The 22,941-nt window shown below is 64.1% G+C and carries 22 protein-coding genes and 1 pseudogene; 8 read left to right on the forward strand and 15 right to left on the reverse strand.

Annotated elements, in window-relative coordinates:
* Window positions 1-45: 45 nt before the first annotated feature.
* Entirely contained in the window at window positions 46-972 is a 927-nt protein-coding gene (gene ppk2 / locus OKW29_RS15360; RefSeq protein ID WP_184024931.1) for a polyphosphate kinase 2, read from the reverse strand.
* Between the two features lie 162 nt (window positions 973-1,134).
* Entirely contained in the window at window positions 1,135-1,533 is a 399-nt protein-coding gene (locus OKW29_RS15365; RefSeq protein WP_429291643.1) for a VOC family protein, read from the reverse strand.
* Between the two features lie 178 nt (window positions 1,534-1,711).
* Between OKW29_RS15365 and OKW29_RS15370 the strand changes: the two genes are divergently transcribed.
* Window positions 1,712-2,761, forward strand: a complete 1,050-nt coding sequence (locus OKW29_RS15370) for a S1C family serine protease (protein WP_429291644.1) — start codon at window positions 1,712-1,714, stop codon at window positions 2,759-2,761.
* Window positions 2,762-2,920: 159 nt separating this feature from the next.
* Window positions 2,921-4,123, forward strand: a complete 1,203-nt coding sequence (locus tag OKW29_RS15375; protein ID WP_090807283.1) for a Fic family protein — start codon at window positions 2,921-2,923, stop codon at window positions 4,121-4,123.
* A gap of 249 nt (window positions 4,124-4,372) precedes the next feature.
* Here the strand turns inward: OKW29_RS15375 and ggt are convergent, their stop codons facing one another.
* The 6 genes from ggt to OKW29_RS15405 form a co-directional block, all read right to left on the reverse strand.
* On the reverse strand, window positions 4,373-6,118 hold the full coding sequence (gene ggt / locus OKW29_RS15380) for a gamma-glutamyltransferase (protein ID WP_429291645.1): 1,746 nt from the start codon (window positions 6,116-6,118) through the stop codon (window positions 4,373-4,375).
* Between the two features lie 38 nt (window positions 6,119-6,156).
* Window positions 6,157-7,560: an MFS transporter gene (locus OKW29_RS15385; RefSeq protein WP_187619625.1), complete on the reverse strand. Its 1,404-nt coding sequence runs from the start codon at window positions 7,558-7,560 to the stop codon at window positions 6,157-6,159.
* A 136-nt stretch (window positions 7,561-7,696) separates the two neighbouring features.
* Window positions 7,697-8,461 (reverse strand): NTP transferase domain-containing protein, encoded by a 765-nt coding sequence (locus OKW29_RS15390; RefSeq protein ID WP_429291646.1) that lies wholly within the window; start codon window positions 8,459-8,461, stop codon window positions 7,697-7,699.
* Between the two features lie 28 nt (window positions 8,462-8,489).
* Complete coding sequence (locus OKW29_RS15395; protein ID WP_429291647.1) at window positions 8,490-9,566, reverse strand: lysylphosphatidylglycerol synthase domain-containing protein; 1,077 nt, start codon at window positions 9,564-9,566, stop codon at window positions 8,490-8,492.
* Window positions 9,563-10,378: a HalD/BesD family halogenase gene (locus tag OKW29_RS15400; protein ID WP_429291648.1), complete on the reverse strand. Its 816-nt coding sequence runs from the start codon at window positions 10,376-10,378 to the stop codon at window positions 9,563-9,565. Before OKW29_RS15400 ends, OKW29_RS15395 begins: the two co-directional genes overlap by 4 nt.
* Complete coding sequence (locus tag OKW29_RS15405; protein ID WP_429291649.1) at window positions 10,375-11,076, reverse strand: CDP-alcohol phosphatidyltransferase family protein; 702 nt, start codon at window positions 11,074-11,076, stop codon at window positions 10,375-10,377. The genes OKW29_RS15400 and OKW29_RS15405 overlap by 4 nt, the downstream gene beginning before the upstream one ends.
* A gap of 240 nt (window positions 11,077-11,316) precedes the next feature.
* Between OKW29_RS15405 and OKW29_RS15410 the strand changes: the two genes are divergently transcribed.
* Window positions 11,317-11,748: a hypothetical protein gene (locus OKW29_RS15410; protein ID WP_187631301.1), complete on the forward strand. Its 432-nt coding sequence runs from the start codon at window positions 11,317-11,319 to the stop codon at window positions 11,746-11,748.
* Between the two features lie 176 nt (window positions 11,749-11,924).
* Here OKW29_RS15410 and OKW29_RS15415 read toward each other — a convergent pair whose 3' ends face one another.
* Window positions 11,925-12,446, reverse strand: a complete 522-nt coding sequence (locus OKW29_RS15415) for a hypothetical protein (RefSeq protein ID WP_184024828.1) — start codon at window positions 12,444-12,446, stop codon at window positions 11,925-11,927.
* 594 nt (window positions 12,447-13,040) lie between these two features.
* Here OKW29_RS15415 and OKW29_RS15420 point away from each other — a divergent pair.
* The 3 genes and pseudogenes from OKW29_RS15420 (at window position 13,041) to OKW29_RS15430 (ending at window position 15,311) form a co-directional block, all read left to right on the forward strand.
* Window positions 13,041-13,974: pseudogene (locus tag OKW29_RS15420) on the forward strand (porin).
* A gap of 165 nt (window positions 13,975-14,139) precedes the next feature.
* Entirely contained in the window at window positions 14,140-14,649 is a 510-nt protein-coding gene (locus OKW29_RS15425; RefSeq protein WP_429291650.1) for a hypothetical protein, read from the forward strand.
* Between the two features lie 149 nt (window positions 14,650-14,798).
* Window positions 14,799-15,311 (forward strand): metal-dependent hydrolase, encoded by a 513-nt coding sequence (locus tag OKW29_RS15430; RefSeq protein ID WP_429291651.1) that lies wholly within the window; start codon window positions 14,799-14,801, stop codon window positions 15,309-15,311.
* A 50-nt stretch (window positions 15,312-15,361) separates the two neighbouring features.
* On the opposite strand, the gene epsC is transcribed toward OKW29_RS15430, so the two are convergent.
* Both epsC and OKW29_RS15440 read right to left on the reverse strand, forming a co-directional pair.
* The gene (gene epsC / locus OKW29_RS15435; protein ID WP_090807303.1) at window positions 15,362-16,288 is read right to left on the reverse strand and encodes a serine O-acetyltransferase EpsC; all 927 of its coding nucleotides are present in this window, start codon (window positions 16,286-16,288) and stop codon (window positions 15,362-15,364) included.
* A 147-nt stretch (window positions 16,289-16,435) separates the two neighbouring features.
* Complete coding sequence (locus tag OKW29_RS15440; protein WP_013092363.1) at window positions 16,436-16,669, reverse strand: hypothetical protein; 234 nt, start codon at window positions 16,667-16,669, stop codon at window positions 16,436-16,438.
* 329 nt (window positions 16,670-16,998) lie between these two features.
* Between OKW29_RS15440 and OKW29_RS15445 the strand changes: the two genes are divergently transcribed.
* Both OKW29_RS15445 and OKW29_RS15450 read left to right on the forward strand, forming a co-directional pair.
* Window positions 16,999-17,451 carry a DUF3005 domain-containing protein gene (locus OKW29_RS15445; protein ID WP_184024819.1) on the forward strand — a complete coding sequence of 151 codons (453 nt, stop codon included), beginning with the start codon at window positions 16,999-17,001 and terminating at the stop codon, window positions 17,449-17,451.
* A gap of 143 nt (window positions 17,452-17,594) precedes the next feature.
* The gene (locus OKW29_RS15450) at window positions 17,595-18,200 is read left to right on the forward strand and encodes a short chain dehydrogenase (RefSeq protein ID WP_429291652.1); all 606 of its coding nucleotides are present in this window, start codon (window positions 17,595-17,597) and stop codon (window positions 18,198-18,200) included.
* A gap of 3 nt (window positions 18,201-18,203) precedes the next feature.
* Here OKW29_RS15450 and araD read toward each other — a convergent pair whose 3' ends face one another.
* From araD to OKW29_RS15470, 4 genes are read right to left on the reverse strand one after another with little or no spacing between them, the layout of a single operon-like run.
* Window positions 18,204-19,940 carry an L-arabinonate dehydratase gene (gene araD / locus OKW29_RS15455; RefSeq protein WP_429291653.1) on the reverse strand — a complete coding sequence of 579 codons (1,737 nt, stop codon included), beginning with the start codon at window positions 19,938-19,940 and terminating at the stop codon, window positions 18,204-18,206.
* 31 nt (window positions 19,941-19,971) lie between these two features.
* Window positions 19,972-20,913 carry an ABC transporter permease gene (locus OKW29_RS15460; RefSeq protein ID WP_429291654.1) on the reverse strand — a complete coding sequence of 314 codons (942 nt, stop codon included), beginning with the start codon at window positions 20,911-20,913 and terminating at the stop codon, window positions 19,972-19,974.
* Entirely contained in the window at window positions 20,913-21,800 is an 888-nt protein-coding gene (locus OKW29_RS15465; protein ID WP_429291655.1) for an ABC transporter permease, read from the reverse strand. The genes OKW29_RS15460 and OKW29_RS15465 overlap by 1 nt, the downstream gene beginning before the upstream one ends.
* A complete protein-coding gene (locus OKW29_RS15470; protein WP_184024807.1) occupies window positions 21,797-22,876 on the reverse strand; it encodes an ABC transporter ATP-binding protein in 1,080 nt (359 codons plus the stop codon). The genes OKW29_RS15465 and OKW29_RS15470 overlap by 4 nt, the downstream gene beginning before the upstream one ends.
* Window positions 22,877-22,941 lie beyond the last annotated feature (65 nt).

Raw genomic sequence — 22,941 nt, forward strand, 5'->3', positions numbered from 1 at the left:
CGTACCGCGCTTTTTCGTTGGCCAGCTATTTCATACGATCCGCTTTTAATACACCTCGGGCACGATCATCGACTGAGGCACCGGCTGACGGCTATAGTCTTCGTGATAGACACGCGACGGCAAGTCGATCTGCGGATGCTCGATCTCGTGATACGGCACCTGGCTCAGCAGATGCTGAATGCAGTTCAGGCGCGCGCGTTTCTTGTCGACGGCCTGCACGACCCACCACGGCGCCTCGGGGATATGCGAGCGCTGCAGCATCACCTCCTTCGCCAGCGTATAGGCTTCCCAGCGGCGCCGGCTTTCCAGATCCATCGGACTCAGCTTCCACTGCTTGAGCGGATCGTGAATGCGGTTCTGGAAGCGGATTTCCTGCTCTTCGTCGGTGATCGAAAACCAGTACTTGAGGATCTGCACGCCGCTGCGCGCCAGCATCTTTTCGAACTCCGGCACCGAGCGGAAAAACTCTTCGTATTCCTCGTCGGTGCAGAAGTTCATCACGCGCTCGACGCCCGCGCGGTTGTACCAGCTGCGATCGAATAGCACCATCTCGCCGCCCGCCGGCAGATGCGATACATAGCGCTGGAAATACCATTGCGTGCGCTCGCGATTGTTCGGCGCGGGCAATGCGGCCACGCGGCACACGCGCGGATTGAGGCGCTGCGTGATGCGCTTGATCGCGCCGCCCTTGCCGGCCGCGTCGCGCCCCTCGAAGATCACGACGAGCCGGTGCCCGGTCGCGACGATCCAGTCCTGCAGCTTGACCAGTTCTCCCTGCAGCCGGAACAGTTCGCGGAAGTACTGCTTGCGCGCCTCGCGATGCTCGGGCGTAAGGCCGGCCGGGCCGTCGATGATGCGGTCGTCGACCTCCATTTCGAGTTCTTCGTCGTAGGCATCGATGAGGTCTTCCTCGAAACGGCGTTGCCGCTCCGCCATCAGTTCGATATCGGGTCTCGGGTCCGGCTCTTTCATTGCTGCTCTCCTCGCAACAGGAATGGGATGGCGCGCGGCGGCCAGCGCGACGCGGTCGCGTTCGATTATCGAAGCGCGAGGTGTCAGCCGTGTTACCGCGTGGGCGGCCGCTGCACATGCGTGATAACCCCATGATAGCGAGTTTTGCCCCGACTTCCGCTGCTAGGGCAGCGGCCGCGCGAAGCTCAGTTCGTGGCCGTCCGGATCGGTGATATGAAAATAGCGCTCGCCCCACGGCGCATCCAACGGCGCGAACGTCGGCTGCAAGCCTGCCGCCACCGCCCTGGCATGGAACGCGTCGACGTCCGACACGTAGATGATCACGCGCCCCCACCAGTTGACCGGCGCGCGCGCATCGGCGATCAGGTTCAAATACGAACTGCCGAACGCGAACGACGTGAAGGCCTCGCGCGGACCGCCGAACTTGAGCGGGAAGCCGAGCGCTTCGTAGAACCCGACGGCGCGCTGCATGTCGCTGGTGGCGAGCGTGATCGCACAGAGCGACTCGATGCGTGGACCCGGCTGCGGGGATTGCGGCGCTGAAGCGTTAGATGCGGACATGAACAGGGTCTCCGTGGCGCGAGCGAGCGGCGAGCGACGGCCCGCCCGGGAAAGTGTCTCACGGGCAGTGGCCACCGGTCTGGCGGCGGGGCCGGGACGCCGCCGACGCCCCCCGGGATGCACTTGAAAACTCGCGCAGCGCCCCGCATCTCGGAGCCCGTCTATCCGGAGCATCGTTATGGGAAGCCGCCCACGCTTCATCGATGACCTGTCGAGCGCCGCATCCGACGCCCCCGGGCCCCAATCCACCGACCTTTTGACCCACGACGACGACGCGCTGCTCGACGCCTACTCCCGCACCGTGATCGGTGCACTGGAGCGCGTGCAGCAGGCGGTCGCGTTTATCGCCGTCGAACGCCGGCTGCCCGGCGACGCGTCCGCGCATGGGCGCGGCGCGCGCGGCGGCACCGGCTCGGGCTTCCTGTTCACGCCCGACGGCTACCTGCTGACCAATAGCCACGTCGTGCATGGCGCGACGCATATCCAGGTGACGCTGGCCGACGGCGCGAAGTTCGACGCCGATCTGGTCGGCGACGATCCCGGCAGCGATCTCGCGGTGCTGCGCATCGGTTCGCCGGAACCGCTGCCGCATGTCGAACTCGGCGAATCATCGAAGCTGCGCGTCGGGCAGATCGCCATTGCGGTCGGCAATCCGCTCGGGTTGCAACAGACCGTGACGACCGGCGTCGTTTCGGCGCTCGGCCGGTCGCTGCGCTCGAACTCCGGCCGCATGATCTACGACGTGATCCAGACCGACGCGGCATTGAATCCGGGCAACTCGGGCGGACCGCTGATCAATTCGGCGGGTCAGGTGATCGGCGTGAATACCGCGATCATTCCTGGCGCACAGGCCATCTGTTTTGCGACCGCGATCGATACCGCGAAGTGGGTCATCATGCAGATCTTCGCGCACGGTCGCGTGCGACGCGCGTATATCGGCGTGGCCGGCACGACGACGCCGCTGTCGCGGCGCGTGCAGCGCTACTTCGGGCTCGGCACGCAAAGCGGCGTGCGTGTGATGGAGATCGTCAAAGGCAGTCCGGCCGCGCTCGGCGGCTTGCGCACCGACGACACGATCGTCGCGATCGACGCGCGGCCGGTGCAGGATGTGGATGCACTGCAACGCACGCTCGATGCTTCGCGTATCGACAAGCCGGTCAACGTGACGGTGTTGCGCGGCGCGCAGCGGGTGGAGTTGACGGTGACGCCGGTGGAGCAGGCAGGGTGATGGGGGATTGCCGGGGGACTGCGGGGTGGACAGTCAGGCGCCATTCTACCGCAAACCCTACATTAGACTCTACAAGAAATAACTAAAATCCTTATAAATCAATTCATTGAACGATATAATAAACAACATCCAACTCTACATTAAACCCTACAATCCGCCATGACGACCGTCGTATCGTTCGAACCCTTGTTTCCTGAGGACCGTGTATTGGATCCGCTGATCGAGCGCACGACCGAACTCGTCGACTCATCGCAAAAGCTCCTTGCCGTAAGCGGGACACCATTTGCCGCGGCGCTCGTCCCGCAATTGCGTGCGATGAATTCGTACTACACAAATAAGATCGAAGGCCAGCACACCACGCCCGCCAGGATCGAGGCCGCTCTCAAGCGCGACTATTCAGCTGACGTCGCCGAGCGCAAAAAGCAGCGCCTTGCGATGGCGCATATTGCAACGGAATCCTCGCTCGAAGAAGAGTGGGATTTGCTTGCGACGCCCGCCCTGTTCGAGCCCGCACGACTTACGGCCATTCATGAGCGATTTTTTTCCTATTTGCCGGTCGCTGAGAGATTTACCAGCGAGGGCGAACCAATCGTGCCGGGCGAACTTCGCAAATCGGACGTCACCGTGGGCCGGCATCTCGCGCCAGAACCTGAAATGATCGCGCCATTGCTCGATGCATGGGCCAAGCGATATGCGCGCCTACGGATCAAGGACCATCAGTTGATCGGCATCGCCTGCTCGCATCATCGGTTGGCGTGGACTCACCCGTTCGCAGACGGCAATGGCCGGGTTGCACGTCTGCATTCACATCTCGCTTTACGATCGGCCGACTTGACGCATGGCCTATGGTCTCCGCTTCGCGGTCTCGCACGCGAACATGAGCTGTACTACGCAAGATTGAGCGAAGCTGACCAGACGCGCCGCAATGACCTCGATGGCCGAGGCAATCTATCCCAGGAAGGCCTGGTGCGTTTCGCGCGGTTCTTTCTCGATTGCTGCCTGGACCAGGTAAGCTTTATGGTTCGCATGACCGAGTTCGATGGCATTGCAGATCGCCTGCTCGATCTATTGCGTTACCTCGATTCGAATCCGTGGATGATCGGCTCCGAAAAATCGGTGATCAAACCGGAGGCCTCGGCACTGGCGATGGAGTTTGTGGCGACGCGGCGTGCAGTCAGCCGCGCCGAATTCAATCAGATACTTGGCGTTACTGATGTTCTGGCTCGCCGGATTACGCGCTCTCTACTTGATATTGGACTGCTCGACTCGCCTTCCCATCGCGGCAATCTCTCGTTCGGACTCCCATTGAAAAGTCTTCGATTTCTATTCCCGAGACTATGGCCCGAAGTCGATCAGGACTAGGGTCTGTTTACATATGGAACGCACGTGCGAATGCCCGCTATCGGCCGTCCCCCAAGGGGACTTCCTTCGGGGCGCAGGGCAAGGAGTAAGGAGCGCTGCGTGGCCGCGCCACGTGAGCGACGCACGACGCCGCCATGCGGCCGATCGCGGGCATTCCCCTGGAATGGAATTCAGAACTGGGGTGCGTTCCATATGTAAACAGACCCTAGGCTTATCGTCGAAGAGAATGGCTGCAACCGGCTCTCCTCCCTACCGAACCACCCGCGTCACCCCTCGCCCGCGCGGATCGGCCGCCGCCTCCGGCTCGTCCCCATCGATCCTGATCACCTGAACATCGCCGGTGAATTCCTGCCCTTCCAGCTTGTAGCCCTTCGCCTCGAGCTGCTGTGCGAGTTCGCCCTCGATCGGCTTGTACGGCTCCGAATAGATCGTATTCGGCGGCAATAGCTGGTGATGGAAACGCATCGCGGCGAGCGCATCCGGCAACGGCATGTCGAAGTCGTAGATGTCGTTGATCACCTGGAAGATCGTCGTGAAGATCCGCGATCCGCCCGGCGTGCCGATCACGAGCGCGACCTTGCCGTCCTTCGTCAGAATCGTCGGCGCCATCGACGACAACGGGCGCTTCTTCGGCTCGATCGCATTCACGTCGCTGCCGACCACATCGAACATGTTGGCGGCGCCCGGCTTCGCGGAGAAGTCGTCCATCTCGTCGTTCAGCGCGATGCCTGCCCGATCCACCACGACGCCCGAGCCGAACGCGCCGTTCAGCGTGTACGTGTTCGACACCGCGTTGCCCCATTTGTCGACCACCGAAAAATGCGTGGTCTCCGCCTTCTCCGGCATCGAGGTCCCGAGCCCCGGCTGAATGCTCTTCGTGTCCGACGGCATATTCGGATCGACCTCGGCCGCGCGCTTGGCCAGATACGGATCGTCGATCAGTTGCGCGACCGGCACCTTGTAGAAATCCGGGTCGCCGAGATACTGCGCGCGGTCCGCGAACACGCGCTTCTCGAGCTCCGCGATCAGATGCACGTATTGCACGGAATTGAGCGGCACGTCCTTGAACTCGGGCGCGATATCGGCCTTCATCTTCAGCAGTTGCACGAGCCCGACGCCGCCCGAACTCGGCGGCGGCGCGGTGATCACGCGGTAGCCGTTCCAGTTCGCCTGCACCGGCTCGCGCCACACGGCCTTGTACTGCGCGAGATCGGCCTTCGTGATCAGGCCGTGGCCGCGCATCGAAGCGGCGATCAGATCGGCAGTCTTGCCCGTGTAGAAATCTTTCGCGCCCTGATCGGAAATACGCTGCAGGACCGCGGCAAGGTCAGGCTGCCTGAAGGTGACGCCCTGCTTCAGATTGCCGAAGTAGGTGTCGAAATTGGTCTTGCCCGCGAAGTTCTTCGCCGCATCGTCGCGCAGCTTCTGCAGTTGCGGGGCGACCACGAAGCCGTCGCGCGCATAGTGAATAGCCGGCGCGAGCACCTGCTGCCATTTCAGCTTGCCGAAACGGCGCTGCGCTTGCCACATGCCGTCGACGGTGCCTGGCACGCCCACCGCGCGATAGCCGACCAGGCTCATGCCTTTGATGATCTCGCCCTTGTCGTCGAGATACATGTTCTTCGTCGCGGCGAGCGGCGCGCGCTCGCGATAGTCGAGGAAATACGGCTTGTTGTCGACGTACAGCGTCATGAACCCGCCCCCGCCGATGTTGCCCGCATCCGGGAACGTGACCGCGAGGGTGAAGGCGATCGCGGCGGCCGCATCGACCGCATTGCCGCCTTCGTTGAAGATCTGCTCTGCGGCATCGGCGCTGTATGAGTCCGGCACCGCAATCGCCGAACCGGCAAGCACGGCGGGTTGCGTCTTCGCGGGCGCTTTCGCGACAGCAGGCGCCGCCTCGAGAAACCCGGTTGAAACGCAGAGGATTGCGATCAGGGCAAGACCGCTGATCGAAGCACTGGTTGAAGCTTTGACGTTGCGAAACAAGTTCATGACCTCCTCATCGACGACGACGACATCCGCATGATGGCTTACGCGCGCCCGCGACGGCCGCGCGAGATCTCATCGCCCGCGTCTCGCGGCAGCCGCCGCGTAATCGGAATCGACAGGCACGAGAACAGACCGACGACGAGAAACGCCGGCCAGAAATCGGAGAACACGATGTTCGGATGCCCTTGCACACGATGCGAAATCTGCAGCACGATGCCCGAGATCGTCACGCCGAGGCCGAGCGACATCTGCTGGATGACGCTCGCGACACTCGTCGCGCGGCCGACGTCGCTGCCCGGAATATCCGCATAGGCCAGCGTATTGAGCGACGTGAATTGCAGAGAAGGAAAGAAGCCGCCCACCAGCACGATGCACCAGATCACCCAATGCGGCGTGCCGGGAAAGAACAACCCGTACACGGCGATCGCGAGACCCGCGCACGCGGCGTTGACCATCAGCACGGTACGAAAGCCGAAGCGTTCGAGAATGCGCGACGCCACCGTCTTCATGAAAATCGAACCGAACGCGGATGCGCACGTGATCGCGCCGGCTCTGAACGCGGTCATGCCGAGCCCTTCCTGCAACGCGAGCGGCAACAGGAACGGCACGGCGCCAAGACCGATCCGAAACAGCGAACCGCCGATCACGCTTGCATGAAAACTTGGAATGCGCAGCAAACGCAGATCGAGCACCGGCAGCGCGACGCGGCTCGCGTACAGCACATAAAGCAGCAGCAACACGATGCCGGTCACGCACATGCCGACCGATTGTCCCGTCGACACCAGTTCGCCGCCGACCAGCGAGAGCCCGAGCATGAACAGCGAAGCCCCGCTAGCCGACAGCACGAAGCCGAGCCAGTCGAGCCGGCCCGGATGCGGCTCGCGCGTATTGGCGATGTACTTGTTGGTGAGCCAGATGCCGAGCAGGCCGATCGGCACGTTGATCACGAAGATCAGACGCCAGTGCAGATAGGTGGTGATAAAGCCGCCGAGCGGCGGCCCGACCACCGGACCGAGCAACGCCGGCACCGTCAGATAGTTCATCGCGCGAATGAACTCCGACTTCGGCAGCGACCGGAAGATGATGATGCGGCCCACCGGCACCATCAGCGCGCCGCCGATGCCCTGCACGAAGCGCGCGAGCACGAAGGTAACGAGCGAAGTGGAGGCCGCGCACAGCAGCGAGCCCGCCATGAAGATGCCGATCGCGGTGCGGAACACGGTGCGCGAACCGAAGCGGTCGGCGACCCAGCCGCAGATCGGGATAAAGACGCCAAGGCCGATCACATACGCGGTGACCGCAAGCTTCAGCGTGATCGGATCATGACCGAGGTCGCGTGCCAGAACCGGCAGCGACGTCACGATGACCGTGCCGTCCACGTTTTCCATGAACATCGCGCACGCGACGATCAGCGGAACGATGAAAGCGCCTAAAGCGAGCAGCATTGTCATGGCGACGGGCGGCCAGCCATCAATGGAAAGCGTCGATTATGGCATCGCGGCGACAACAAATGTTGTCGCGCGAGGTTTTGCCGGGTGCCATCGCGCGCTGCCGTGCATCTTCGCGCGCGGCACGGACGCCTCAGCGCGATGCGCTGACGAGCGGCAGCAACTGCGGCAGAATCTCGTTGGCGGCGCGCGCGACGTCGTTCGGAAAGTCGATTTCGATCCACGGCGCGCCGCTCACCTCGGCCGTGTCGAACACCTGGCTGCGCTCGAGCAGCAGGTCACGCACCGCCTCTTCGTGCGGCATGTTCGCGCGGCCGCTGTCGATATAGCCCGCGACGATCTGCGTGAAGCGTCGCGCGGTTTCCTCGCGGAAGCGGAAAAAGCCGACCGACTCGCCGATCGTGTCGTACTCCAGATTGACCGCGAGCTGCTTGCGCAACTCGACCGGCACGCCGTCCTTCAGGCACAGCTTGACGGGCTCGTCGCCCGCTTCGAAATCGCGGTCGATCAGCAGACGGTTCACCGACTCGCCCGCCACCAGCGCGCTCAGGATGCGCTCGTCGTACAGCACGTCGGCGTCCATCAGCAGCACGTCGCCGCCGCGCGTCAACGCGTCGGCAACGGTATGCACGGTCAGCACGCTGCCAAGATCGAAGCGCGGATTGAGCACGGTCTCGACCCCGTGCGGCCAGTCGATGCGCGCGAGTTCCGCCTGCACGGATTCCGGCTGGAAACCGAGCGCCAGCACGACGTCGGTCACGCCAGCGGTTTTGAGCATCTGCAGATGCCGTTCGAGCAGGCTCATGCCGTCGAACTGCAACAGGCATTTCGGAAACTGGGCTTGCGGCGGCTGCTGGAGACGCAGGCCGAGGCCCGCTGCGAGAATGATTGCGCGCATGCGCGGTCCTTTGAAAAAAGTACGGAGGTCAATCGGCAACCGGCACGCGCCGTGGAGCGCGCCGCCGTTGCCAGCTTCGTTCGCTGAAGTGCAATACCAGCAGGCCCGGCAGGCCCAGCAGGAGTTCACGCGCACGCTTGGCGAGCGACAACGCCAGCGCCGCGTCGGGCGGCAAACCCACCAGCGGCGCGAGCAGCAGATAGCCGCCCTCCTGCACGCCGAGCGAGCCCGGAATCATGAAGGCCGCGCCGCGAATCGCCTGGCCGATGCTTTCCAGCAGCAGCGCGTCGATCCAGCCGACCGGATGACCGAGAAAACGCAGCGCGAGCCATACCTCGGCCGTGCCGACGACCCATCCCACGAGGCTCAGCGCAAAGCTCGCCGCCACGCGGCCGCGCTCGCGGTACAGCGACTGCACGGCGGCATCGACGGCTTCCGCGCGCGACATCAGCGACGACCAGTCGCGCTTGCCGAACACCTTCGACACCACGCCCAGCAGCCGGCCGAACAGACCGCGCCGCTGCGCGAAGTAGAACGCGGCGATCAGCGCGCCGAGCACGCCGGTCGCAATCAGCGTTGCGGTGCGCAGGTCGTGCAGCGTGCCGTGCGCGGCGTACGCGCCGAACATCGCGAGGCCACCGAGCGCGAACACGATTTGCGCGAGCGCCTGCCAGGTCGTGCTGACGGTGATCGCGGCGGCCGCGTCGCGCAGCAGCATGCCGCGCTGCGACAGTTGACGCACCATCACCACCGGGCCGCCGATCTGCCCAGCGGGCAGCAGGCTATTCACCGACTCGCCGATCCAGCGCGCGGACAACGCATCGCGCAGCGAGGGTTCGGCTCGCGCAGCGCTCGTCGCGCCGCTGGTTGCACCGCTTGCCGGACCTTCATGCGCACCGTCACGCGAAGGGTGGTCGCGCTTGAACAGCACGGCGATCGCAGCCGCATCGAGCACGAGCGGCACCACGTGGAACGCGGCGACGACCGCGAGCCCCCAGCCGGCTGCGAGCAAGGTCGACGCCACCGAGCCGAAGCCCTGCCAGGCGAGCAGGCCGACGAACAGCGCCGAGCCGATCGACAGCAGAAGCAGGGCCGCCCGACTCACGCGGCGTCCTTGCCGCGCGAGGCCATCTGACGGAACACCTGGCGGAAACCGAAGTACGCGATCGCGTCCTTCATGTTGGAAACGAAGCGGCGCCACGGCCGCATGTTGGGATCGGTGACGTATTCGAACGTCAGCGACACACGCATCTCGTTCGGCCCGGCCGGCGTGATGCGATGACGCAGCTTGTCGCCATCGAAAAACACGAGGCCGCCCGGCGGAATCTGCACCGAGCCCGGCTGGTCCGGCACCTCCGGGTTGCGCGTATGCAGTTCGTAGTCGAGCCGGCACGACGATTCGTCGATCACGCCGAGCAGCAGCGTGTAGCGGCGTCCGTCGTAATACGAAGTATCGTAGTGCCAGCCGATATGGTCGCCGGGGCGCGTGTAGTAGTAGAGCGCGTAGGCATGCGGATCGTCGGCGGGCGACACCTGCAACTGGTCGCCGCTCAGCTGCTCGAGCCAGCCGATCAACTCCTTCGAGCGATACAGCTCGGCGATGAACGGCGCGAGACGGTCGATCGTATGGCGGCTGACACTGCCGCCCTGCTTGTGACCCGGCAGATAGTTGCGGTTCACTTCGTCGAGCAGCGCGCGCGCGCTGTGTACCAGCTGCGCGGTCACTTCCGGCGCGAGGAAATCGTCCAGATACAGAAACGCGTCCTGCGCGGCGAAGTCTTTACGCAGACGCGCGTTGTCGAACGTGCGGGTACGGCTCGCGACCGCGCGGTCGGCATCGGGCGCGGGCGTGAGCGCCGCCACGGGCGTGCCTGACGACACGGGCGCGATCACGTCGTCTTCGGCGTGCAGATTCATTTGCTGGCCCACTGTTGACGGGATTCAGACGCGCTGGCGGCCTTGGCCGTCCGGCGAGCGCTACGGCGCGCGACGCGCCAGTAGTCGATCACCACCCATACGGCGAACAGCGGCGCGCCGATCGACGCGACCACCACGAACGGCGCGACGACATTCGTCAGCGTGACGATGGGCAGCAGGTACAGCACGTCCTCGGTTTCGAAGCCCCCCATCGACGCCTGCTTCGTGCCGGCCTTGCCGACCATTTCCTCGATCCGCATGCGCAAAAAGAAGATCAGGGCGACCGCGACGCCAGCCACCGCGCCGAGCACGCCGGGCGCGAGCTTCAAAGCGTCGATCTGCGCGCCGCCGACACCGATACCCATGCCGACGAACAGCATCACGGTCACGAGCGCATCACAGGCGAGGTCGTATAAATGACCGATGCGGCTCGACTTGCCGCCCACTCGCGCGAGTTCGCCGTCCGTGTGATCGACGAAATTCGACAGGACGATCAGCAGTGCGCCCGCATTGGCCCACGCGAATCCCCCGTGCGCAAGGCACAGCGCGCCTGCGACGCCGATCAGCAGGCGCAGCGTGGTCAAATGGTTCGGGGTGACCCAGGTGTCGACTAGCGGTGTCACGAGCCGGCGGGCGAGCCGGGCGTCCCACGTACGTGGCGGCGGAACGTTGATTGGAGGTCGGGGTTGCGAAGTCATAAGGCGGAAATATATACGGGATTCTGAAAGCTTGCTGTTATGTCATACGTTTCTCTGCAATTTGCAAATGCCGTTCGTGTGTCCGTCACAAAGCGGAATTCACCGAATCGCTGTACAGTGCGAATCCAGTTGTGCCAGTCACGCGGAATCTGTTCGATGTGCAGCACCGCCCGTGCCCTCCGGGGGATGGCGCAGTGGTTGCTAATCCACGACATCGACTGTTGACGCCCGCCTACGCTCATGAACCGTCTCCTTGTCCCTCTGCTGTTTGCCGCCGCCGCCGCGCTGCCCCTTTCCTCGTTCGCCGTGGAGCTCGACGCGCCGCTGACATGCAATGAGAGCGGCCACCAGTTCATTGCCGATCTGATGCAGCAGCAGCTGATCAAACCGAAGCCAAGTCACGTCGAAAGCAACTCGATCAACGCGTTCTCGCCGATGCCCGATGCGCATCTGACCGCGTTCGGTTTCCGCGTATTCGCGGTGGTGGGCTTCGAAAAGGACGACCCGATGTTCCGGGTCGGCGACGGCGAACCGGTCGCCCAGTCCGCGTATGGCGCGGTCGTGTTCGGCAGCGACGACAATGTTAAAAGCGCGCTTGAAAACGCCGGCAGCACGGCGATCGTGCATCACGTCGCGCCGCTCATCACGGCGATTTTCTGCAAGCGCAGCTAGGGTTTGGCGAGACGTCGTATTCGACCGTTTCGCCACGATCGTCGATATCTTCGACCACGAGCCAGTTCGAGTGGCCATGGAAATAGCAGCGCCGCTCTGCCAACTGCACCATGATCGCCGGCAGTGTCAGCGACCAGCGGATCCGATCACGACGCAACCGCGCCTACAACCGCCACTTACCCCGGCCGACGAAACTCGTTTGCCACCCACGCCGCGGCGCTCGCCTTGCTGAGCTTGAACGTCGGCGCAACCTGCACTTGCGCGATCTGCTCGCCGAAAATATCGAGCGCGCTCAACAGTGCGTACGGCTCGTCTTCGTCGGGGACGATGTCGAGCGTGATGTCGAGTTCGTCGTTGCCGTCCGCGCTCGGCACGCGCACCGTCTTGTGCAGTTGCGCGCGCAGCTGCTGCTCGTGACGACGCAGCACTTCCGCCGCGGTTTTCACGAGCGTGTTGAACGCCGATACGTCGAGCGGCTTCGGATCCTTCTTGTTGCGGCCCATCGTCCACGGTCCGACGAGCGCAGGCTCCGCCTCGCCGTCCTTAATCATTTCGACGGCCCAGCCTTCGTCGTCTTCGTTCTTGATGATGCGCGCGGTCCAGCCGTTGTCGCGCCACAGACGTTCTTCATGCACGCTGTCGTCCGGTCCGAGGAACTCGGCATTCGTGTCGGTCGAGGGAAAGGGCGTGTCGGTCATCACAGGTTCACTCACTTCGCGGGGCGCACAAACAGATTTCGAACCCGCGATTCTACCTGCCCAGCCGCTTGGCCCGGCTCGCTCTGACGAACGGACAAGGCGCGTTCGAAACGGCGCCGCCGCTCAACGCGCAAAAAGTTATATTTACCTACGCGACGATTTATAAATCCGCTTTAAATGTCAGATAAAAAAACGCGGCCCGAAAGCCGCGTGTAAAAATGAAAAAGACACCCTTTGGTCGAGGGGTCTATCAAAATTATAAGTGGCATCCACCCTCGATTTAAAGCTTTCTTCGAAAGACTGCATTGCGCAAAACCGTGGGAATCAGCGCAAACGGCCTCGTCCGCTTTCCCCTCGTGCTCACCGCGAGGCCTTGAGCCGTTACCGCCCGACAACAGCCCGTGACTTGACAGCGCGTCCCGCCATTCATCGTTAAAAACAATTTCCTTTTGCGGACCTGCACTTACGCGATTAATTCACATAATCCCGGATTCGAAAATAAACCGTTGTAAGGCGCGCAATTAAATATCCGCATAGCGGCAATTACACTTCGCTGCGAATCGACAGTCAACGGGGCGCAAGCAGCAACTTTCGCTGGAATGCCGATTCGCCGCCCACGCGCAAAGCAGCGTCACATTGTACGGCTCGCTCGACGCGGGCCTCGTCTACTCGAACAACCAGTTCGGTCACAGCAACTGGCAGCAGGGCAGCGGCTCGCTGTCGAACACCTACTTTGGTCTTTGCGGCAGCGAGGACCTCGGCGGCGGTCTGCATGCGAAACAATCTAGCGGCCCACCCGTTTGATAACGACAACCTGGCTAGCACCTTCTCGATCAAGAACGCCGTCATGTACTCGAGCGCGAACTACGCGGGCCTGAAGTTCGGCGGCCTGTACGGTTTCAGCAACGCGGCCGGCCAGTTCGCGAACAATCGCGCATGGAGCGCGGGCGCTTCGTACGACAACGGTCCGTTGAGCTTCGCCGCCGCTTATCTGCAGTTGAACAACTCGGGCAGCTCCAACCTGAACGGCGCCGTGTCGCAAGACGACGGCACCGCGGCGATCGCGGCCGGTCTGCAACGCACGTTCGGCGCAGGCATCAACTATTCGTACGGGCCGGCTACCGCGGGCTTCGTCTACACGCACACGCAACTTGACGGCATCACCGGCGTGAACGTCGGCGGCGCGACGCTGCCGGGCATCGCGGGCGCCAACCTGCATCTGGACAACTACGAAGTGAACGGCCGTTATGCGCTGACGCCGGCATTGCGCGTCGCCGCGTCATACACGTTCACCGGCGGCAAGATGAGTGGTTCGACCGGCTCGGGCGATCCGAACTGGCACACCGTGTCGCTGCAGGGCGATGACTCACTGAGCAAGCGCACCGACGTGTACCTCGAAGGCGTGTACCAGCATGCATCGGGCGAACTCGGCGAGTTCGGCGCGAACGTCGCGGCGATCAATACGCTGGCGCCGTCGTCGACCGGCAACCAGGTCGCCGCGGCAGTCGGTCTGCGGCATCGCTTCTGACGGCGCTTCTCACCACGCTTTTCATGCAGGCATTGCGCCGCGCGGCTATCCCCGCGTGGCGCGGTCGAAGCCACGCGACACGATCACGTTCGGGTATTTTCATGGGCCTTACGGTTTGCCGTCAGACCAATAAACGCATGGCCGCGCTAGTGACGACGTCGACACATGCTCGGTATACTGCCCCGGCCGCCGTGCGACGCCGCGAAACCGCGCCGCCTGCACGGCAGCTTCGTCGCGAAGCATCGCGCTGTACGTCAGCGCATCGCGCTTCGCCCGCGCCTCACCTTCCCATGCATGACCGGGAATGCCGACGATCGGATCATGAAAAGACTTCTCCTGCTTGCCCCAGCTGTCGCCCTCACCGCCACCCTCGCCGCTTGCGGTTCATCGGGCGGCCCCGCGCGCGATGCGTCCGCACCGCTCGTGTACGTGTCGTCGTCACGCACGCCTGCGTCCATCGCCGCCTGCCTCGAAGAACGTCTGCCGCGCGTGCGCACCTCGCACGCCGGCGCGGCGACCGAACTTGCGGTCGGTGCCGATTCGCACAACTCGTACTTCGTCACGCTGACCCCGCTCAACGGCAACACGGTCATCAAGGTCGTGCATCCGGCCAATGCGCCCGACGATCCGCCCGAAGAGGAGATGCGCTTCGATATCGCGCGCTGCGCGACCTGAGCGGCGCGGCGCGCTTGAACGCCGTGCGCGTCATGCACGGAAGGCCGGTGCGCGAATTTTTATCTCGCGCATCGGCTATTTTTTTACGCGCCCATCTGCGAACATAGCCGCCCTTTGTTTTTCGCGCGGCACGTGTGCCGCGAGTTTCGATGGCATCCAGCAAAGCGCATCATGCGACCGGTTTCGCAGCCGGCATCATCGCGGCGGCGATCGTCGCGCGCAGCGGCGGCGGTCCGTTTCATGCTGGCGTGCTGCTGAGCTTCATCGCCGGCGTGGCCGGCAGCACCGCGCCGGACTGGCTCGAAGTCGCATGGTGGTCGCGCGCGCGGCGGCTGTGGATCACGCATCGCACGTTGACGCATTGGGGCATCGGCTGGCTCGCGCTGCTCGCGGTGTCGTATCACATGCTCGGACATTCGATCTACGCGGCGCCCGCGTTCGGCTTCGCGTGCGGCGGCCTGATGCATCTGCTCGCCGACTGGCCGAATCCGCTCGGCGTGCCGTGGATCGCCGGGCGACATTCGTTGAATCTATGGAATAGCGGGCACTGCGATCTGATCGTCGTCGCGGCGTCCTGGGCGGCCGCGTGGCTTATCGGCGAGCATGTGTGGCTGCATGGCATGCATGCGTTGCCGTGGTTGCGCCATTGGCCGATCGGCTAGGCGCAGCGATGCAATCGGCCCGGCGTGCTGGCGCGGCGGCTAGCCGTGCATCATTGCCGTCCGTTGTCGGTGCGCTCTCCTTCGCGGACCTTGCCTTGCGATACGCTGCTGCCCGGCGGCACGCTATGCGTGAGCCACACGTTGCCGCCGATCACCGACCCGCGCCCGATCGTCACGCGTCCGAGAATCGTCGCGCCCGCGTAGATCACGACATCGTCCTCGACGATCGGATGCCGGGCGTTGCCCTTGATCAGCGTGCCGTCCTCATCGGCCGCGAAGCTCTTCGCGCCGAGCGTGACCGCCTGGTACACGCGCACGCGCTCGCCGATGATCGCTGTCTCGCCGATCACCACGCCGGTGCCGTGATCGATGAAGAAGCTCGGCCCGATCGTCGCGCCCGGGTGAATGTCGATGCCGGTCGCCGAGTGCGCGATCTCGTTGATGAAGCGCGCCAGCAGCGGCACGCCGAGCCGATGCAGCGCATGCGCGAGCCGATGATGCGTCATCGCCCACACGCCCGGATAGCACAGCAGGATTTCGGTGATGTGCTGCGCGGCCGGGTCGCCGGTGTACGCAGCCTGGATGTCGCTGACGAGCAGCGCGCGTATGCCCGCCAGCTGCGTCGCGAACTCGCGCGCCACCGCGAACGCGCGCTCCCGCAACTCGGCGTCCGGCGTCTCGCCGAACTCGGGCAGGAAGCGCAGCGCGCGGCGAATCTGTTCGGCGAGCAGCCGCAACGTGCTTTCGAGCGTGTGGCCGACGTAGTAGTCGACCGTTTCGTCGGTTAGATCGGGCGCGCCGTAATGCGTCGGAAACATCGCGGCGCGCAGACCGGCCACGATATTGACCACCGCTTCGCGCGATGGCAATTCGCGAATGCCGAGTGGATGCCGCGTGCGATGCAATTGCTCGCGCGAGGCGCGCAGGTCGGCGACGATCTGTTCAAGGCCCCAGTTATGGGAAGGCTCGTTGGGCATAAGGGACGGCGCCGTGCGGCGTGCACGGTTCGAAGTGGTTATCGAGCAGAGATTACCGCGTTTTAACGGTGCCCGCCCGGCAGCGCGCGGGTCGGCTCGGATTCATTGCGTCGACGTGCGCTGGCACGCACGCATCGTTCCCTGACTTCAGATAGTCAGACTACTCGCGTCGATCCAGCGCACTGCCCAATCGCGCGCGTGCGCGATGGCAGCGGCTTCGTCGGAGAAGCGCAGTTCCGTGGGGAAGAAACGGTTAGCGACCAGTTCGCCGTCGCTCGAGCGCGAGATCACCACATACGGTTGCCAGGAGCCGTCGCCCGAGCGCGCCGGTTCGCAATTCAAAAGATAGCCGCGATGTGTGAATGCAGCATCGAAGTGCATGAGTCACCCGCCCCTGAAGCCCCGTAACATTTTCTCAGTCGCGCGGCCATTTGTTTGTTAGTTTTTCCGACCATGCTGGAACAGCCGGAGCATGCTGCCAATTTATCCGCGCGTCGGTCGCAGGAGTAAGATCATACTCTGTAGAAAATACGCGTCCATTAAAAAAAACGAAATGAATCGCGGACGTCATCGCCATTCAATCGCGAGGCAACGCCACTCGCATCGAAGGATGGCGGATAACGCATCGCGACTCTCGCGCACCGCGGCGCCGTGTCAGTCGGAACGGCTTTTGCTCTTTTCTTCGAATGTCCGCTTCAGGAGAATGCACGATGAACAGCGCGATCAGCAAACCCGAAAACGCCGGTACGAAACCGGACCCGAAGGACCCACGAAGCACGGACCTGCACAACGACCGCACGCACGACAGCACGGTCGACACCGACGGCAAGAACCGCGAAGCGGCCCGTCTGGCGGGCCACGGCGCGATCTCGCCCGATGCGGTCACGACCAGCAATGCGACGCTCGACAACAGCGTGCCCGAGTCGCTCGATGGCATGGCCGGCTTCGACAGCAGGGTCGGCGGCAACCACCTGCTGCTCGCGCTCGAGCCGGGCTACTCGGTGATCGACAAGGGCATGGCCGAGCCGCTCGACGTCTACTCGGCCGACCATCAGTACGACGACCCGCGTCCGGTCGGACAGCGCCACGATCGTGGCCGCATTCACTATGCGCTCAATCATTTGCGGCCTGCGCGCGTAATCGAATTACATCGGGTGAAATAGGCGCGCGCGTATCATCCCTTTATACGCGCGCGTTTGAATTACCGGGTTTATTCCGATTTATCAGGCAATCACGCAGCACGCACTGTTTTATTCTGGTGCGTGCTTTGCTTGGTTTAACGTGGGTTCGTTTAACGGAGTTGCGGATGAAAAGAATCGTCGTCATCGGTGCCACGGGCACGCTGGGCCAGGCGATCCGCGCGGAGCTGAAGGCGCGTCACGAAGTGATCGAGGTGGGCGCGACGCGCGGGCAATATCAGGTCGATAGCACGGAACCGGCGAGCGTCGAGCGGCTGTTTCGCGACATCGGCAAGGTGGACGGCGTCGTTACCGCGACCGGCAAGGTGCATTTCGGTCCGCTGGAGCAGATGAGCATCGAGCAGTTCTGGGTCGGGCTGCGCGACAAGCTGATGGGCCAGATCAACGTCGTATTCGCGGCGCTGCCGTATGTGAACGACGGCGGATCGTTCACGCTGACGAGCGGCATTCTGGGCGACGAGCCGATCCCGCAGGGAGCGAGCGCGACGACCGTCAATCTCGCGCTCGAGGGCTTCGTGCGCGGCGCCGCGATCGAACTGCCGCGCGGGCTGCGCATCAACGTGGTGAGTCCGACCGTGCTGACCGAGTCGATGGAAGCTTACGCGCCGTTCTTTCGCGGCTTCGAGCCCGTCAGCGCGCAACGCGCGGCGCTTGCTTATCTGCGCAGTGTGGAAGGGGCGCAGACGGGGCGCGTGTATCGCGTGGGGTATTGAACCTCAGTGAATCTCCGGCTCGCCCGAGCTATCGGGACTCACGCCGCCGCGCTGCAGGAAGTCGAAATCGCAGCCTTGATCCGCCTGCAACACGTGCGCCTGATGCAGGGCGCCATAGCCGCGCTCGAAGCGCGCAGCGGGTTTGACCCACGAGGCCTTGCGGCGCGCGAGTTCTTCGTCCGATACCAGCAGATTCAGCCTGCGGCGCGGCACATCGAGCTCGATCAGATCGCCGCTTCGCACCAACGCCAGCGGCCCACCGACGAATGCCTCGGGCGCCGCGTGCAGCACGCACGCGCCATAGCTCGTGCCGCTCATCCGCGCGTCAGAGATGCGCACCATGTCGCGCACGCCTTTTTGCAGCAGCTTGCGCGGAATCGGCAGTTGACCCCATTCGGGCATGCCCGCGCCGACCGGCCCCGCGTGCTGCAGCACGAGCACGCAGCTTTCGTCGATGTCGAGTGCGTCGTCGTCGATGCGCGCGGCCATGTCGTCGTAGTCGCTGAACACGACCGCACGGCCCGTATGCACGAGCAGATGCGGCTCGGCCGCGCCCGGCTTGATCACGGCGCCGTCGGGCGCGAGATTGCCGCGCAGCACCGCGAGGCTGCTGTCGCGCAGTAGCGGATTCGTGCGGCGGCGGATCACGTCGTCGTTGAAAATGCGCGCGCCGGCAAGGTTCTCGCCGAGCGTGCGGCCGTTCACGGTTTTCTGCGAGCCGTCGATCAGTTCGCCCAGTTCCGCGAGCAGCCCGCGCAAACCGCCCGCGTAGAAAAAGTCCTCCATCAGATAGGCGCCGGTCGGTCTGATGTTCGCGAGCACGGGCGTGCGGCGCGCGATCTCGTCGAAGCGGTCGAGCGTCAACTCGATGCCCGCGCGCCGTGCAAGCGCGATCATATGCACGACCGAATTGGTCGACCCGGACAGCGCGACACAAGTCGTCACCGCGTTATCGACCGATGCCGCCGTGATCAGGTCCGACGGCTTCAGATCCTCCCACACCATCTCGACGATACGCATGCCGGTTTTCGCGGCCATCTGCGCATGCCGCGAATCGGGCGCGGGAATCGACGCGAAGCCGGGCAGCGTGAAGCCCAGCGCTTCGGCCGCGCTCGTCATCGTCGATGCGGTGCCCATCGTCATGCAGTGACCGGGCGAGCGCGCGATGCCACCCTCGACGCCCTGCCAGTCGTCCGGCGTCAGCGTGCCCGCGCGCAGTTCGGCCCAGTAGCGCCACGAGTCGGACCCCGAGCCGAGCGTCACGCCGTTCCAGTTGCCGCGCAGCATCGGGCCGGCAGGCAGAAAGATGGCGGGCAGATCCATCGAGATCGCGCCCATCAACAAAGCGGGCGTGGTCTTGTCGCAGCCGCCCATCAACACGACGCCGTCGGCGGGATACGAGCGCAGCATCTCCTCGGCTTCCATTGCGAGGAAATTGCGGTACAGCATCGTGGTGGGCTTCTGGAACGGCTCGGACAGCGTCTGCACAGGCAGCTCGATCGGAAAGCCGCCGGCCTGCCAGATGCCGCGTTTCACTTCCTCGACGCGCTGCTTGAAATGCGTGTGGCACGGATTGATCTCGCTCCACGTGTTCAGAATCGCGATGACCGGCTTGCCCGCGTATTCGTCGCGGTTGTAGCCCATCTGCGCGGTGCGCGAGCGGTGGCCGAACGAACGCAAATCATTCGCGCCGTACCAGCGATGACTACGCAATTCCTCGGGGGTCTTTCTATTCGTCAACGTCTACTCCACGATTGGCGCCGACCATGCGTCAGCGCCTCTGTTCTTTCACGCGGGACACGATCTGCGTCGGGCTCACGAATTGTAGTGCGATCAGCACCCAGACCAACGTGATCGCCATATAGATCATCGCCATCGCATCGATCGATTGCGGCGCGCGCACGCCGGTCGAAAACACAGCGTAGTACAACGCGACCACCAGCGTTTGCGTGGCCGGACCGGCCGTAAAAAACGTCAGCTCGAACATGCCGATCGTGCGCACCAGCACGAGCAGCCCCGCCGCCAGCATGCCCGGCACGAGCAGCGGCAGCAGCACGTAACGGAAATAGCGGAACGTGTTCGCGCCGAAAATGCGCGCGGCCGCTTCGAGATTCGGATCGATCTGCTCGATGAACGGCGTCATCACCAGAATCACGAACGGCAGCGCCGGTACGAGATTCGCAAGAATCACGCCCCATAGCGTCCCGGCGAGTCCGACCTTGTACATCGCGGTCGCCATCGGAATGCCGTAGGTGACGGGCGGCACCATCAACGGCAGCAGAAAGATCAGCATCGCAAGGCGCTTGCCGCGGAATTGCGCGCGCGCGAGCGCATACGCAGCCGGCACGCCCAGCAGCACCGACAGCAGCACGACCGCGCCGACCACCTGCACGGTCACCCACAGCACGCTCGCGAGTTGGAAGTCGCTCCACGCCTGCGCATACCAGTGCAACGTGAAGCCTTGCGGCAACGCGGTGCCGAACCAGCGCGTCGCGATCGAATTCACCGCGACGGTCGCAATCAGCAGCACGACGTTGATCAGGAAGAACGCCATCACGGCCCACACCAGCACCTGCCAGATGCGGCCCGGCAGATTCGCGCGCTGACGCGCATGTTGCGCTGGCTCGCGGGCGCCGTCCCCCGGCTGAGGCGCCGCGGAAGCGGAGGTGGACGCGGACCAGTCGGGCTGCGTCGCGCGACGATCGGTCGTCATCAGCCTTTGCCTCCCGTTACTGGACCACGATAGAACCAGCGGCGCGCGCCGAGCAGCGCGGCGACCACCAGCAGTTGCACGAAGCCCATCACCATCGCGATCGCCGATGCGAGCGAATAGTCGTAGCTCTCGAACGCGGCTTCGGCCGCGGCAATCGACATCACGCGCGTCGGACCCGCGGGCGCGCCGAGCAGCACCGCCGACGGAAACACCGAGAACGCCTGCACGAACGACAGACACGCGGCCATCGTGAGCCCCGGCACGAGCAGCGGCAGATAGATGCGGCGAAACTGCTGCCACGGACTCGCGCCGAGCGTCGCGGCCGCGCTTGCGAGCGTCGGGTCGATGCCGGTCACGTACGACAGCGTCAGCAGAAACGCGAACGGAAAGCCCGACACGATCAGCGACAGCAACACGCCCGTGAAGTTGTGCGTGAGCCGCACCTCTTGGGTGTACAGATGCAGCGCCTGCAACGCCTGCGGCAGCCAGCCGTGCGGACCGAAGTACGTGAGCATGCCGTCGGCGATCAGCACGGTGCCGAGCGTCACCGGGATCACCAACAGCGTCGTGACGATCTTCTGATACCGCGAGTAGCGGCGCAGCGCGAACGCGACTGGCACCGACACGCCGACGTTGATCAGCGTGGCCGGCACCGACAGCTTCAGCGTAACGAGAATCGTCGGCCACATCGACGTGTCGGTGAAGAACGTCAGATAGTTGGTCCACACGCCGCCGCCGTTCATCGGCCGGAACGACAGCGCGAGACCATACGCGAACGGATAGATGAACAGCGCGACGATAAAGAGCAGCGCGGGCGCGACGAGCCAGGCCTTGGCATCGCGCGGCGCGCGGGACGTAAGCGGGGGGACAAGCGTCGGCGTGTTCATGCGGCCTCGGCGTCGTAGACGAGCACGCACGACGGCCGCACGCGCAGCGTGATGCGCTCGCCCTCCGCGCATTCACCGGTCACGCGCGCCCACACGTCGCCGAACGCGGTCTTCACGCGCAGCAGCGAATCGTGGCCGCCGTACTCGACCGCGTCGATCAGCGCCTCGAACGCGTTGTCGGCGCCGGGCTCGGCGCGCTCCATGTCTTCGGGGCGCAGCGCGACACTCACGCGTTTGCCGTCGAACCCGGCCATCGGCGTGCCGATGAGCCGCACGCCGTTAGCACTGACCACGACGCCATCGCCTTGCATGCCCTCCAGCGTGAACTCGGCGACATTGCGATAACCCATGAAGCGCGCGACATGCAGATTGCGCGGCCGCGTATAGACCTCCTTCGGCCTCGCGACCTGCTGCACGACGCCCTCCCTCATCACGACGATGCGATCGGCCATCGACAGCGCTTCGTCCTGATCATGCGTCACGTACAGCGTCGCGCGTTCGAGCTGCGTATGGATGCGGCGAATTTCCGCGCGCATTTCGATGCGCAGCTTCGTATCGAGATTCGACAGCGGCTCGTCCATCAGGATCAGCGGCGGCTCGATCACGATCGCACGCGCGATCGCGACACGCTGCTGCTGGCCACCGGACAATTGGCCGGGCAGCTTGTGCTCATGCCCGGTCAGTTGCACCAGTTTCAAGGCCTCGCGTGCGCGGCGCGCGATCTCGCTTCTGCCGACGCCGCGCATTTTCAGCCCGAAGCCGACGTTCTCCAGCACGCTCATATGCGGGAACAGCGCGTAGTTCTGGAACACCATGCCGAAGCCGCGCTTTTCCGGCGGCAGCACGTCGATGCGCCGCTCGTCGAGCCAGATGCCGCCGCCGGTGAGCGGCTGCAACCCGGCGATGCAGTTCAGCGCCGTCGATTTGCCACAACCCGACGGCCCCAGCAGCGCGATGAACTCGCCGCGCCGGATCGTCAGATCGAGACCCTGCAGCGCGGCGATCGCGTGGCCTTGCGCGTTGGTGAAACTGCGGCTCACCGAATCGAGCCGCAACTGCTCAAAGTGATGCTTCATGGCGGTTTCCTGGTCCGCGTGAGGCGACGGATGTAGCGAGTGCCGCGCGTGCGGTGGGCGCGGCG

Source organism: Paraburkholderia sp. CI3, from assembly GCF_050436505.1.
GTDB classification, from domain to species: Bacteria; Pseudomonadota; Gammaproteobacteria; order Burkholderiales; family Burkholderiaceae; genus Paraburkholderia; species Paraburkholderia tuberum.

Bases quoted from the DNA above. Each gene is read 5' to 3' on its own strand.
- ppk2 (WP_184024931.1), bottom strand. From the start codon at position 972: ATGAAAGAGCCGGACCCGAGACCCGATATCGAACTGATGGCGGAGCGG.
- OKW29_RS15365 (WP_429291643.1), bottom strand. From the start codon at position 1,533: ATGTCCGCATCTAACGCTTCAGCGCCGCAATCCCCGCAGCCGGGTCCA.
- OKW29_RS15370 (WP_429291644.1), top strand. From the start codon at position 1,712: ATGGGAAGCCGCCCACGCTTCATCGATGACCTGTCGAGCGCCGCATCC.
- OKW29_RS15375 (WP_090807283.1), top strand. From the start codon at position 2,921: ATGACGACCGTCGTATCGTTCGAACCCTTGTTTCCTGAGGACCGTGTA.
- ggt (WP_429291645.1), bottom strand. From the start codon at position 6,118: ATGAACTTGTTTCGCAACGTCAAAGCTTCAACCAGTGCTTCGATCAGC.
- OKW29_RS15385 (WP_187619625.1), bottom strand. From the start codon at position 7,560: ATGCTGCTCGCTTTAGGCGCTTTCATCGTTCCGCTGATCGTCGCGTGC.
- OKW29_RS15390 (WP_429291646.1), bottom strand. From the start codon at position 8,461: ATGCGCGCAATCATTCTCGCAGCGGGCCTCGGCCTGCGTCTCCAGCAG.
- OKW29_RS15400 (WP_429291648.1), bottom strand. From the start codon at position 10,378: ATGAATCTGCACGCCGAAGACGACGTGATCGCGCCCGTGTCGTCAGGC.
- OKW29_RS15405 (WP_429291649.1), bottom strand. From the start codon at position 11,076: ATGACTTCGCAACCCCGACCTCCAATCAACGTTCCGCCGCCACGTACG.
- OKW29_RS15410 (WP_187631301.1), top strand. From the start codon at position 11,317: ATGAACCGTCTCCTTGTCCCTCTGCTGTTTGCCGCCGCCGCCGCGCTG.
- OKW29_RS15415 (WP_184024828.1), bottom strand. From the start codon at position 12,446: ATGACCGACACGCCCTTTCCCTCGACCGACACGAATGCCGAGTTCCTC.
- OKW29_RS15425 (WP_429291650.1), top strand. From the start codon at position 14,140: ATGCTCGGTATACTGCCCCGGCCGCCGTGCGACGCCGCGAAACCGCGC.
- OKW29_RS15430 (WP_429291651.1), top strand. From the start codon at position 14,799: ATGGCATCCAGCAAAGCGCATCATGCGACCGGTTTCGCAGCCGGCATC.
- epsC (WP_090807303.1), bottom strand. From the start codon at position 16,288: ATGCCCAACGAGCCTTCCCATAACTGGGGCCTTGAACAGATCGTCGCC.
- OKW29_RS15440 (WP_013092363.1), bottom strand. From the start codon at position 16,669: ATGCACTTCGATGCTGCATTCACACATCGCGGCTATCTTTTGAATTGC.
- OKW29_RS15445 (WP_184024819.1), top strand. From the start codon at position 16,999: ATGAACAGCGCGATCAGCAAACCCGAAAACGCCGGTACGAAACCGGAC.
- OKW29_RS15450 (WP_429291652.1), top strand. From the start codon at position 17,595: ATGAAAAGAATCGTCGTCATCGGTGCCACGGGCACGCTGGGCCAGGCG.
- OKW29_RS15460 (WP_429291654.1), bottom strand. From the start codon at position 20,913: ATGACGACCGATCGTCGCGCGACGCAGCCCGACTGGTCCGCGTCCACC.
- OKW29_RS15465 (WP_429291655.1), bottom strand. From the start codon at position 21,800: ATGAACACGCCGACGCTTGTCCCCCCGCTTACGTCCCGCGCGCCGCGC.
- OKW29_RS15470 (WP_184024807.1), bottom strand. From the start codon at position 22,876: ATGAAGCATCACTTTGAGCAGTTGCGGCTCGATTCGGTGAGCCGCAGT.